This window comes from Devosia equisanguinis, from assembly GCF_900631955.1.
In the GTDB taxonomy this organism is placed as follows: Bacteria; Pseudomonadota; Alphaproteobacteria; order Rhizobiales; family Devosiaceae; genus Devosia; species Devosia equisanguinis.
Genome location: NZ_UZWD01000011.1, coordinates 19,849 through 31,789 on the forward strand (window position 1 = coordinate 19,849; position 11,941 = coordinate 31,789).

At 61.5% G+C, this 11,941-nt stretch carries 12 protein-coding genes and 1 tRNA gene; 6 read left to right on the forward strand and 7 right to left on the reverse strand.

Features of this window, described 5'->3' with window-relative positions:
* Positions 1 to 32 precede the first annotated feature (32 nt).
* The gene (locus DEVEQU_RS20000) at positions 33 to 590 is read left to right on the forward strand and encodes a hypothetical protein (protein WP_206437782.1); all 558 of its coding nucleotides are present in this window, start codon (positions 33 to 35) and stop codon (positions 588 to 590) included.
* A gap of 220 nt (positions 591 to 810) precedes the next feature.
* Here the strand turns inward: DEVEQU_RS20000 and DEVEQU_RS03825 are convergent.
* Positions 811 to 887 (reverse strand) — tRNA-Met (locus DEVEQU_RS03825).
* A 253-nt stretch (positions 888 to 1,140) separates the two neighbouring features.
* Here DEVEQU_RS03825 and DEVEQU_RS03830 point away from each other — a divergent pair.
* Both DEVEQU_RS03830 and DEVEQU_RS03835 read left to right on the forward strand, forming a co-directional pair.
* Positions 1,141 to 2,178 carry an aldo/keto reductase gene (locus DEVEQU_RS03830; protein WP_126149249.1) on the forward strand — a complete coding sequence of 346 codons (1,038 nt, stop codon included), beginning with the start codon at positions 1,141 to 1,143 and terminating at the stop codon, positions 2,176 to 2,178.
* Between the two features lie 134 nt (positions 2,179 to 2,312).
* On the forward strand, positions 2,313 to 3,017 hold the full coding sequence (locus DEVEQU_RS03835) for a DUF599 domain-containing protein (protein WP_223214092.1): 705 nt from the start codon (positions 2,313 to 2,315) through the stop codon (positions 3,015 to 3,017).
* A gap of 53 nt (positions 3,018 to 3,070) precedes the next feature.
* Here the strand turns inward: DEVEQU_RS03835 and DEVEQU_RS03840 are convergent, their stop codons facing one another.
* Entirely contained in the window at positions 3,071 to 4,345 is a 1,275-nt protein-coding gene (locus DEVEQU_RS03840; protein WP_126149250.1) for a tetratricopeptide repeat protein, read from the reverse strand.
* Positions 4,346 to 4,519: 174 nt separating this feature from the next.
* On the opposite strand from DEVEQU_RS03840, the gene DEVEQU_RS03845 reads away from it, so the two are divergent.
* The 3 genes from DEVEQU_RS03845 (at position 4,520) to DEVEQU_RS03855 (ending at position 5,773) form a co-directional block, all read left to right on the forward strand.
* Positions 4,520 to 4,831, forward strand: a complete 312-nt coding sequence (locus tag DEVEQU_RS03845; RefSeq protein WP_126149251.1) for a (2Fe-2S)-binding protein — start codon at positions 4,520 to 4,522, stop codon at positions 4,829 to 4,831.
* Entirely contained in the window at positions 4,797 to 5,282 is a 486-nt protein-coding gene (bfr, locus tag DEVEQU_RS03850; protein WP_126149252.1) for a bacterioferritin, read from the forward strand. The genes DEVEQU_RS03845 and bfr overlap by 35 nt, the downstream gene beginning before the upstream one ends.
* Before the next feature lie 77 nt (positions 5,283 to 5,359).
* Positions 5,360 to 5,773: a VOC family protein gene (locus DEVEQU_RS03855; RefSeq protein WP_126149253.1), complete on the forward strand. Its 414-nt coding sequence runs from the start codon at positions 5,360 to 5,362 to the stop codon at positions 5,771 to 5,773.
* A gap of 18 nt (positions 5,774 to 5,791) precedes the next feature.
* On the opposite strand, the gene DEVEQU_RS03860 is transcribed toward DEVEQU_RS03855, so the two are convergent.
* The 5 genes from DEVEQU_RS03860 to DEVEQU_RS03880 form a co-directional block, all read right to left on the reverse strand.
* Positions 5,792 to 6,406: a nucleotidyltransferase family protein gene (locus DEVEQU_RS03860; RefSeq protein ID WP_126149254.1), complete on the reverse strand. Its 615-nt coding sequence runs from the start codon at positions 6,404 to 6,406 to the stop codon at positions 5,792 to 5,794.
* Positions 6,407 to 6,497: 91 nt separating this feature from the next.
* A complete protein-coding gene (locus tag DEVEQU_RS03865; RefSeq protein ID WP_223214094.1) occupies positions 6,498 to 7,496 on the reverse strand; it encodes an alpha/beta hydrolase in 999 nt (332 codons plus the stop codon).
* 172 nt (positions 7,497 to 7,668) lie between these two features.
* Positions 7,669 to 8,883, reverse strand: coding sequence for a lytic murein transglycosylase (locus tag DEVEQU_RS03870; protein ID WP_126149255.1), 1,215 nt, complete (start codon positions 8,881 to 8,883; stop codon positions 7,669 to 7,671).
* A gap of 172 nt (positions 8,884 to 9,055) precedes the next feature.
* Positions 9,056 to 11,191: a mechanosensitive ion channel domain-containing protein gene (locus DEVEQU_RS03875; RefSeq protein WP_126149256.1), complete on the reverse strand. Its 2,136-nt coding sequence runs from the start codon at positions 11,189 to 11,191 to the stop codon at positions 9,056 to 9,058.
* 146 nt (positions 11,192 to 11,337) lie between these two features.
* Positions 11,338 to 11,844, reverse strand: a complete 507-nt coding sequence (locus DEVEQU_RS03880; protein ID WP_126149257.1) for a hypothetical protein — start codon at positions 11,842 to 11,844, stop codon at positions 11,338 to 11,340.
* Between the last annotated feature and the right edge of the window lie 97 nt (positions 11,845 to 11,941).

Below are 11,941 nucleotides of genomic sequence, written 5' to 3' on the forward strand. Positions count from 1 at the left end.
GCCAGGCCGTCGGCAACTGGAAGGACATTGCGATGAACAAGCTTATTCTGGCCACGGGCCTCGCTGCCGCCTGCCTGATGACTGCCCCAGCACAGGCGGCGGTGCCGCAGCTGAACTTCACCTGCGCCGACGGCATTGAGGTGCATGCCGACGAGGGCGGCCCCGTCTATATCGACGGAGAGGAAGCCGAGCTCGAAGTCTTCAACGACGACTATTCCGAAGCCAGCCTTGGCGAAACCACGATCTCCATTGCCATCAACACCGATGGTACGCCGGCTCTGTCCTATACTGGACCTGGCGGCGCCAATGGCATCTGCAACCCCACGCCGGGCACTGAAACCGCGTCTACCGGCGGCGCAACCATCCCCTTCTTCGATGCCGAATGCCCGGGCGAACTTTTCGTCCATGCAGACGAGGGTGGACCGGTCTATCTCAACGGCAAGGAGGCGGCGTTCACCTCGTTCAGCGAGACCTATTTCGAGGCAAAGGCCGGCGACGTCACCGTGTCGGTGACCAAATTGCCCGACGGGACGCTTCACGTTTCCTATACGGGGCCCGGTCGCGCCAATGGCGTGTGCAAGCTGCAATAGCGGTTTGCCAGGCTTTCATCAAAAGCGGACGGAATTTCTTCGGCAGGCAGCGCGATGGCGACATTTAAAGCTGTCGAGCATCGCCTTGCAGCCAACACCGGTCCCTGGACGATGATGGCTGCCTATGAACCAGTTCTCTAAGAACCTGACATGGGCGGCTATCAGTGCAAATCCATAAACAAAAAGCCCAGCAAACTCATCGAGTTCACCGGGCTTTGTTTGGTTGCGGGAGCAGGATTTGAACCTGCGACCTTCAGGTTATGAGCCTGACGAGCTACCGGGCTGCTCCATCCCGCGTCATGCGCTGGCACCGGTTCGGTGCAACGTGAGGGCTATATAGGGGGTGGAAGGGCGGAGCTCAACCCCTCTCTTGCCCAGCATGACGCTTTTTTGACCGAGAGCGTGTGCGGCCAGGCTTTTCGGCGCCCAGCCTGTGGATAACCCCCTGCCCAGTCTGCACCATCGGCGAATGCCGCTGGATCACTTCCCTGCCCGAAATAGCTGGTCTAGGGTCCCAGACCCACCGCAAGACACAGCACCGGACATCGTGATGGACTTCAAGACATTGGGTCGGACCGACCTCAAGGTAACCGACATTTGCCTCGGCACCATGACATGGGGCAGCCAAAGCACCGAAGCCGAAGGCCATGCGCAGATCGCCATGGGGCGCGACGCAGGCATCAACTTCATGGACACCGCCGAACTCTACGCGGTGCCGGGCAGTCCCGAGACCAGCGGCCGTACCGAGGAGATTATCGGCAACTGGTTTGCCGCCAACAAGGACCGGGATCGCTGGGTGCTGGCCAGCAAGATCGGCGGCGGCGGCAGCCCGTTTCTGCGCGGCGGGCGACGCGCCGATGGCGAGGGTATTCGCGAGGCCTTGGAAAAGAGTCTTCGCCGGCTCAAGACCGATTATGTCGATCTCTACCAGATCCATTGGGCCAGCCGCGGGCACTATCATTTCCAGCATTATTGGGACTATGCGCCCCACCAACAGGACACGACCGATGTCCTTGCCAACCTCCTCGACATGCTCGACGTGCTGGGCGAACTGGTGCGCGAAGGCAAGATCCGCCATATCGGGGTTTCAAATGAAACCACTTGGGGCATTGCCCAATGGTTGCGCCTTGCCGAACAACATGGCCTGCCGCGCCTGGTCTCGGTCCAGAACGAATACAATCTCATTCGCCGCCAGTTCGATCACGACCTGGCCGAACTCAGCCACCACGAAGATGTCGGCCTCTTGGCCTATTCGCCGTTGGCTGGCGGTATGCTCACCGGAAAATATCTCGACGGCGCCACGCCTCCTGCAAGTCGCAAGGACTATCAGAAGGGCTTCTGGCGCATCAACGAGCACTCCGAAAGCGCGACGCGGCATTATTTGGCTCTGGCAGAGCAGCATGGCATCGACCCCATCCACATGGCCATTGCCTTCTGCCGCAGCCGACCGTTCATGACGGCGACAATTATTGGTGCCACACGGACCGCCCAGTTGCAGCACGTGCTGGCCGGGCTCGAACTCAAGCTCTCGCCAGAACTCCTCCGGGAGATTGACACCATTCATCGCCTGCAACCTCGCCCGATCTGAGGCCAACCCTAGGGCGCAGCCCCTTAGTGGAACAGTCCCACCAGCGGCAAGGGCGCATTGCGGGCAGAAGCGATTCCCATGATTGCGGCAGCGGCCTATAGTCCCGGCGACACCACATCGCCGGAGTTCTTGCGTTGAATCCTGCCTCCCTCGCCGTTTCGCTGCTGCCGCTCGTGGCGTATCTGGCCTACAACATCATCGTCCCCATGGTGGAGCAGAAGCGGCCGTCGCTCTCGGTGATCATGAACATGCAGCGCCGGCGTTGGGTGGCCAATGCCAGCCGCAGGGAGAGCCCGTTCGACGCCATTCTCTCCGGCAACATCATGGGGTCGGTCAGCCTTCTGGCTTCCACCTCAGTGCTGCTGGTGCTGGCGGTGTTTGCCATGTTCGGGCAGTTGTCGACGCTGATGGCTGCGCTCGATTCCCTGTCGCTGCAGCGCACTTATTCCCTTCTCGACGTCCAGTTGCACCTGGTGGTCATGCTGGCCATGTTCGTGCAGGCATTTTTCGCCTTCACCCTGTCGCTGCGCCAGTTCAACCATTTCTGCATCATGCTGGGGGCGCTGGACCATGATCGGGTGACCAGCGACGAAGAGATCGAAGCCATAGCCCGCATGAACGCCCTGGGGGCCAAGAACTTCAACAGCGGCATCCGTGCCTATTACTTCTCGGTATCGACCGTGGCCTGGTTTGTGTCGGAATGGCTGGCGGTCGCCGCCTGCATCATCACCGTGCTGATCCTGGCCCATCGCGAGTTCTTTTCCTCAGCACACCGCACCGCCGCATCGGCGGCAGTCATCGCTGCGCGCCACCGGGCGCAACGCCAGGAACAGCAATGAAAAAGGCGCCCCAAGGCGCCTCTCCCTTACTCTGAAACGTGTTGCGACCCAGCCTATTTGGTCTTGGTCTTGCCCACAGCGGGCGTGGTCCCACCTGCATTGAGCCTGGCGAGGTTGTCGACCGCCAATTGGTACCCCTGGTCGGCGGCGGCCTGGTAATAGCTCTTGGCCAGGTCGAGATCGGCAGTAACACCCAGCCCATTCTCATAGATGTGGCCGAGATTGTTGAGGCCGATCGGCTGACCAGCATCGGCAGCGATCTGCGTCCAGTGCAGCGCCTCGTCATAGTTGACATCGGTGCCCAGCCCATCGAGATAAAGCAGGCCTAGATTGACTGCGGCGCGCATTTCCCCGCCTTCGGCGGCCTCGGTATAGAGATCGAGCGCTTCCTTGTAGTTCTGCTTTACCCCGCGACCATCTTCATAGAGCAGCGCCAGGTTGTGCTTGGCCAGCGCCATGCCCTGGTCGGCGGCAAGGCGGTAATTCTCTGCGGCCGCTTCAAGATCGACCTCGGTGCCGATGCCGTTTTCCAGCATGAAGCCGAGATTGTTCTGGCCGAAACGGTCGCCCTGATTGGCGGCCAGCGTATAGAGCTCGACAGCACGTTCCGGATCGGCCTTTTGCCCCAGCCCGTCCTGCAGCACCTTGCCGAGATTGACCTGGGCGGACGGATCGCCCTGATCGACGGCACGCTCAAACCACGCAGCAGCGGCGACATAATCGCGCGGCACGCCCAGCCCGTCCTGATACATCAGGCCGAGATTGGACTGCGCCTTGGGCATGCCTTGTTCGGCGGCAGCGCGATACCAGCGGGCAGCCTCGGTATAGTCCTGCTCGACGCCCTCGCCGAAATCATAGGACAATCCGAGACTGTTCTGAGCCATGGCGAAGCCGGCCTCGGCGCCCTCGGTCAGCAATTGTGCGCCGCGCTCCATATCCTGGTCGACGCCATCGCCAGTGGTCAGCATGTCCCCATAGATGGCCAGGGCCACCACATGCCCGCCCGCGGAGGCTTCCTCGAACAGCGGCACGGCATCCTCGGTATCGCCATTGGCGAAATAGGCGCGGGCCAACCAGCCCTTTACCTGCGCGGAATCGGGCTCTTCGCGCAGCGCCTTGCTGCACAATTCGATCGCCTTGGTCGTGTCGATATCCCAGGTTTCTCGCCCGATCGTTTCAAATCCGGGCTCATACTGGCTTGCGGCCGCAGCAGCACACGCATCGAAGGCAGGTCCGGCCAATGCGGCGGGAACAGGCAAGGCCAGACCGGCTGCCAATACCAGAGACAGGCCGGCAAGCGGCCCGCGGACGATCAAAGATTTGGACAAGGCTTTCTCCCAAGTTTCAAGCCGCTTGCGGCAATCTAGCAAGGCTAGGAGCAACGGCAACTCCTGATTGAGGGTGATGAGAGACTTGGGCAGAAACGCGTCAATTTATGACGTTGACATTCATGTATGGGGAGCGTTTATTCCCAGCCGTTGAGAACGACCGGCCCCTGAACAATGCTCGTCTGCCAGTGCAATATGATCACGTCTGCCGAAATCGAGGGCATTGTCCTCGATCTGCTCAAGGCCGATCCCTGGCAGCTCGTCGTTCCCGCCAAAGTCTATGCTGAACTCAACCGCCGCGCCAAATGCAGCGGCTGCGTACCGAATGTGGTGGACATTATCGTTCGGGTCACCGAAAACTACCACGCGCAGCAAGCACACCCGCCCGCCGAACTGATCACGCTTCAGTCCGGGCTGGAAAAGCTCAAAAGACAACGGATTGGAGAACGTCGTGAAAGGCGAAGCACAGGTCATCGAGCGGCTTAACGAAGCCCTCTTCCTCGAACTTGGTGCCGTCAACCAGTATTGGGTGCATTATCGCCTGCTGGACGACTGGGGTTACAAGAAGCTGGCGACCAAGGAACGCGCCGAATCCATCGAAGAGATGCACCATGCCGATCGCCTGATCGAGCGCATCATCTTCCTCGAAGGCCATCCTAACCTGCAGCGCGTTGCGCCCCTGCGCATCGGCCAGACCATCAAGGAAGTTCTCGAGGCTGACCTTGCCGGCGAGTACGACGCTCGCGCCTCCTACAAGGCCAGCCGCGAACTCTGCGAAAAGCTGGGCGATTACGTGTCCAAGAACCTGTTCGAGGAATTGCTGGCCGACGAGGAAGGTCATATCGACTTCCTCGAGACCCAGCTCGAACTGCTCGACAAGATCGGGCCAGAAAAATACGGTCAGCTCAATTCGGCCTCGGCCGACCAGGCCGAATAGACTGCTGACACGAGACGACAACCGCCCGGAACAATTTCCGGGCGGTTTTGTTTTGGCCTTTACCAGGGAGAATGGAAATGCAGTTTCACAATGGGCGCCTGTTCGATCATGTGCATTTGCGCGCCAGGGATTTTGCAGTGACATCCCGATTTTATCAGGCTGTGCTCGCTTCTCTCGACATTCCGGTGACAGCCATGAGCGAAAAGTGGCTTCAGGCCGACGAATTGTTCATCGACGCCGCCGATGCCGGCACCATCCCCACCCATATCCATCTGGCTTTTCAGGCCAAGGACCGAGCGGCGGTGCACAAGTTCTACGAGGCTGCGCTGGCCGCCGGCGGCAAGGACAATGGCGCCCCCAGGGAGCGCCACTACCATCCGGGCTATTTCGCCTGCTTCATCATCGATCCGGACGGCAACAATATCGAAGCGGTCTATCACGGCCCTTCCACCCGCTCCGCGGCCTCGGTGACCATAGAGCCGACAGCCTGACGCGATCCTGCGCGAAGCCTAGCGGTCTGGCCAAGGCACGATGGTGAGTTCCGGCCAGACGCTGGCGGCGCGCGCCGCCTTCTTGGCATGTGTCGCACTGTTGTCGATCGCGAGGTTGGGCGTCACCCGAAACCCAAAAATATCGTCGAGCCCGAAAGGGGCATGCACCGATATCTCGCCATCGGGTTCGAGCCGCACCGCGACCGCATGGGTGCGCGAGGCGAAGTAGAGCATCATTTCCGCGCTGTTCTTGAGTTCGGGATAGGCCACCCCGAATTTTTCGGGGAACCACAAATGCACCCGCGCCTGGTTGCGCAGTTCGACCGGTAGTGGCAGGCCGGCAAACTGTGCGGCGGCCCGGCGGATCACTGCGTCCTCGGCCTCGTAGCTGCGGTCGGCAGCGTCGAAATAGACGACATCGGCATCCTTGATGCCGGTCAATGCCGGCCGATTGGTGAGCGTGTTCCAGACAGTATTGTAAACAGCGCCAGAGGCCAGCAGAGGATCGGGCAGCCCAAGAGCATTCATGCCCTCGAGAATGGCCATGAGATGGGGCTGTGCCCGTACGATCTCCACCAGCGCGGCGCGCTGGCGATCGGGGCTGGCATCGGCATAACGAAGATGGTCGTGCATGTGCCAAGGCTAGCGCGATTCACCCAAAGGCGAAATCGCGCTGGCCGGCCTGGCGCCAGGATTGCTGCCAGGCGGTATCAGCAGACGTGCCTCAGTCCTCGATCGGCTGGAACATGGAATTGAGCTGGCTGACGATCTGCTCCATCGGCGCAATGGCCTCGGGCAACATTTCGGGCGCCTCGGGGGCCACGGCCACATAGGGCACACCACTGGGGAAGGCGCCGAAGCGCTGGAAGAATGACACCATGTCCTCAAGCACAGGCATGCGCCAGCGCCAGGCCGCGCCCATGGCGATTACCGGCTCCATATGACCGAAACCATCATAATACTGAGTGGTCACCCACACACCCTGAGCCCGCAGCCGGTCGGCGAAGCGCTCGGTATTCTGCATGCGCACGATGGGGTCAGTGGTGCCGGTGGCCAGATACATGGGCGGAGAATCGGCGGTGATCAGATTGATCGGCTGGGTGCCCTGCGGATTGGGCGCCGATCCGAAGGTGGTCCGCACCTCGTCATATTCGAAGGGGTAGAAGTCATAGGGACCAGACAGTGCCGCCACGCCCAGGATCGGCATGGTCACCCCATATTCCTTGAGGAAGGACGGATCGAGGGCCAGCATCACCGCATTATAGGCCCCGGCGGAGTGACCGGCCAGGAACAGGCGATTGGGGTCACCACCATAATTGGCGATATTGTCCTGCACCCACCGAAGCGCATTGGCGCTGTCCTCGAGAAAGCCCGGATAGACCACCTCCGGAACCAGACGGTAATCGGCGATGACGGTAACGAAGCCGCGCGACGCTAACGCCCGGCCAACGAATTGGTAGTCGCTGCGCTCGCCGCGGTTCCAGCCGCCGCCATAGATGAAGAACACTACCGGTGCCGGCGCGCCACGCTGCTCGGGCGCATAGACGTCGAGCTTGTGCCTGGTGCCGTCGGCATAGGCGATGCCGTCCCCCACCTTTGAGGTACCGCCATCCATGGCGGCAGGCAGGTTGAACGGATCCATGATCGACAGCGCCGAGGCGGTGCCGGGCAGGAGAGCGAGAACAGCGAACATCGCCGCGATAGCAGCACGAAATAAGGTCATGGCGGACTGGATCTTGAACCGGATTGGGGCGGCTTATGCACGCCAATGCTGGGGATATTATGACGGCCGCAGAATGGGCGAGGGCAGGCGCGCCGTGATCGATCGCTACCTGCCCTCTACTTAAGCCCGACAATTCTGCGCGCTGATGATTAACGAGAGGTTAACGCCGAGATCACTTCAAACGCTCGAGCACAAGGCCAGAAACATGGCCGTCGGCGGCGAGGCCCTGGCGCTGCTGGAAGGCCATCACCGCCGCGCGCGTCTTGGGACCGATGACGCCATCGGCCGTGCCCACATCGTAACCGGCCCGCGCCAATAGCGTCTGCAACTCGGCGCGCTGCGCCTTGGAGAGCGCATAATCGCCCGCCGGCCAGGGCGTCACGAACGGCCCGCCCCCGATGATGCGATCGGCCAGATGCCCGACGGCGAGCGCATAGCTGTCGGAATTGTTATAGCGCTTGATGACTTCGAAATTGGGCAGCAGCAGGAAGACCGGGCCATTGGCGCCAGCCGGCATATAGAGCCGGGCGACATCACCGGAGCGCGGAAAATCCCGCCCGGAAACGCGTGTGATCCCCATTTGCTTCCACTGTCCCACCGTCAGCTTGCCGGCATCGCGAGCCGCCGCGAAGTTGAAGCCTGCAGGCAGTTTGACCTCGTAGCCCCAGGTTTCGCCCGGCCGCCAGCCGAAGGCATTGAGATAGTTGGCAGTGGAGCCCAAGGCGTCCGGAATGGAATTCCAGATATCCTTGCGCCCGTCACCGTTGAAATCGACGGCATAACGCATGAAGCTCGATGGCATGAACTGGGTATGGCCCATGGCACCCGCCCAGGAGCCCACCATCTGCTTGGGGGCGACATGGCCATCCGAAACGATACGCAGCGCCGTCAGCAGCTCATTGCGGAAGAAATCGGCGCGATAGCCACTTTCAGTGAGCGTGGCGAGCGCATGGATGGTGTTATTGCCGCCCATGAAGCCGCCAAAATTGGTTTCCATGCCCCAGATCGCCAGAACGATCTCCGGCTGGACCCCGAACCGCTGCGTCGTTCGACCCAGCGTCTGGGTCCATTCCGAGCGCATGGCGCGGCCCTTGCTGGCCTGGGCATCGGTAACCCGGCGATCGACATATTGCTGCACCGTCTGGGTAAATTCGGGCTGCTTCTTGGTCAGCTCGATCACCTGCTTGATCGGGCTGTAACCGGCAAAGGATGCATCGAAGGCCTGGCGGCTGACGCCCTGAGCCTGGGCAGCGGGCCAGAGCCCGCGCACGAAATCGGCACTATTGGCGGTGGCGGCGCCCACCTGCCCGACCAGCATGCTGGCAATAACACCACCGGCAAGCACAAGGCGGCCGAGGGAATGACGGAAAAGGGTTGGCTTTTGCATATCTGGCCTCGTGCTACGCAAACAAAGTCACGAGCACGCCCGGCGCTTGCCGGACGCACCCAGAGCCGTCGCCCCCGATACGGCAGATATGACTATTTTAACCCATCCAATTAAGATGAGCTTAAGGCCAAGCCGGTCTTGGCCTGCTGGCGATCACGAAGTTGTTGCCGCCTCAGCCGCTGCCCTCGTCGGTCAGATGCCCGGCGGCGCCAGGAACATAGGAAACGCGCGGCGTCGGTGTGCGGATGTCCCGTTCGGCAAAGAGGCGCTTCAGCGTCTCCGAATAGAACCGTCCAGGCCCCCATTGCTTGCCGGCGAGCGTCTTGATGCGGGCCCGCAATTTCATCGAGGACGGTGTCAATGCAATCAGCCCGGGCAGGTCGAGATCATCGAGGATGACCTTGTTGTGCTCGGTCTCCATCAACAGCGTGAAGGCATCACGCATGGTCTGCTTCACCACCTCGATATCGCTGTCATAGGCGACCTCGACCTCGGCGACGTAGAAGGAGAAACCGCGCACCATATTGGACACCTGATCGACCGAGGAGAAGGGGATGAGGTGAATGGTGCCGCTCATATCGCGAATGGTCACCGAGCGGATGGTGAGCTTTTCCACCACCCCCGAGCGGCCGGCGACCTCGACCACGTCGCCCTCGTTCATCACATTCTCGAACTGGATGAAGATGCCGGTGATGATGTCCTGCACCAGCTTCTGCGCACCGAAACCGATGGCGAGACCGACCACACCCGCACCGGCGAGCAAGGGCGCAATATTGACGCCAATCTGAGCGAGCGCGAGCATCAGCCCGAATATGGCCAGGGCAATGGTAAAGGCGTTCTTGAACAGATTGAGCAGCGTCTTCTCGCGCGGCGTCGGCACCTTGCCCACCGTGGTGTTGAGCCGATATTCGACCCAGGACGCCACCACCACATGCAGCACGATGGCCACCAGCACGATCAGCGCCGCCGAGACCACCGAGCCGGCCACGGCCAGTCCCTCGTCGCTGGCCACCCAGCCGGCGAAGTCGAACAGGGCCCAGGCCTGGCCGATGGCAATGATCACCCCGGCGACCACCACCCAGATCACCACGGTCATGACACCAGGCACAAAGGCGCGCAATCGGCCTTCGAGGAGCGGCAGGCGCTTGCGGACATCCTCCGGCAGGCTCAATCCCGCAGTGACGAAGCGCCCCACAAAGCTGGTGATCAACACGCCGACGGCGATGGCGATCAGCGATTGCGCCGTGGCGCCCAGCATGAAGGGTAGCGCTTCATCGGGATTGGCGAACCACACCACCAGCAGCGCCAGGAGATAGATGATCACCAGTTCGTGCCAGTGGCGGCCGACGATCACCAGAATGCGCCCTGCACCGTCCTGGCCACGGCGGGCCGCTATTTCGGCCAGCCAGTTGCGGACGTCGTCGCGATTTTGCAGCACGATGATGATGCCGATGGTCACCGCGGTGGCCATCACCAGCACCTGCACCGCCGCCCCCGCCGCCGGACCAATCGTCCCGTTGAGCATGGGCGCAACGAACATGAAGGTGTAGCCGAGCAGCGAAATGATCCGCGCCGCCCAGAATGACCAATAGGCCGAATTGTCGTCGCTGACCGGCAGGATACGGATCGATGGGTAGCGCGGGGCCAGCACCGCTCGCACCGCCAGCTTGCTCAATTCCACCACGAGGAAGGCGTTGAGCAACAGCGTCTGGTTAATGCCCATCTGCCCGGATGGCATGGTGCCGGCATTGAGCGCCAGCACATAGCCCAGGGCCCAGGCGATGATGATGGTGGCCGCGTCGATCAGCAGCACGAGACCCAGCCCGACGATACGGGCCAGCAAGGAGCGTCCGGCCAATGGCGTGGCAATTCTGGCGCTGAGGCGACCGGCAAGCAGGCTCAGCAGGAAGAAGCTGCCGAACAGGCCGACCAGCACAATGCCGAGATTGACCGCCAGATCGCGCAGCATTCCCAGATCGGCATTGAGCGTGCCATTGAAGGCATCGCGCATATTGGTGAATACGCCCCCAACCGCCCGCACCGTCTGCGAAGCGCCCTGGGCGACGCTTCTGGTATATTCAGCCAGTTGTCGGGCAATGCTGAGATCGGGAGGCGCTTCCGGCGCGGCGGTCACCTCACCCGGCGCTGCCTGACGCAGACGCTCGATCAGCTCGGCGCGTGCACTATCGTCTTCCAAAATCCGGATGAGCTCATCGGCCGGCGTCGCGGTGGGTTCTGCTGATGTGGTTTGCGCATGAGCGGGCAGCAGCAGGAAGAGCGTGGCAAAGAGCAGGACAAGGAAGCGCATGGATCTCGACGATAGCGGTAGGAACAATTGCCAGCATGGCGTTTCAACCGCCGAGGTCAACCCCGCGGGTGGCGCACAATCTGCAGGCAGCTCACCACTAGCGGGTCGATTGCGTCCACATTGGGATCGTACGCAGCTTTTCGGTCCTAGACAGCGATGACATTGGCCAGGCGCTTGAGGAAGGTCTTGGCAGCGGCCAAGGCTGTGCTGCTGTCTCCGGCCAGATCTTCCCGGCCGCTTTCGGCCAGTTCCGCCAACCGGTCGAGCAAGCCCTGCCGTTCGTTGTGCAAGTCCGGCGGGAGATCGAGATCGGCGGCAGTGGTGAGCGCCTGCCGCATCTCCTGTAGGCGCAGCAGCATGGAGAAACTGGCATAGAGGCGCCTTGCGACGCTGGCATCTCGCTGCCAGTTCTCGCCGGCGAACATGGCGCTGGCCCTTTGCCCCGCACCCAAGCAGTCGAACGCCTCGCAGCCATCATAGCCGAGCTCTTCGCGGCGTGCATGGATGCGGCAGCTGAAGTCGGCCGCAAGGTTGTGGCAGGGCTGGCCCGCCGGCTTGTCATGCGCGAACTGGGTGCCCCTTTGGAAGGAGAGCGCGGTGCAGCACAGGGCAAAACACGCGCTGCATTGGGCGTTGAAGGTGTCGTTGTTCATCCCGGGATTTGGTAATTTTGATGCAGAAAAGCCCCGGTTTTGAGGCCGGGGCTTTTGGATTGGTTTTGAGACGGTAAAGAGATGGTACGTGTGTTTG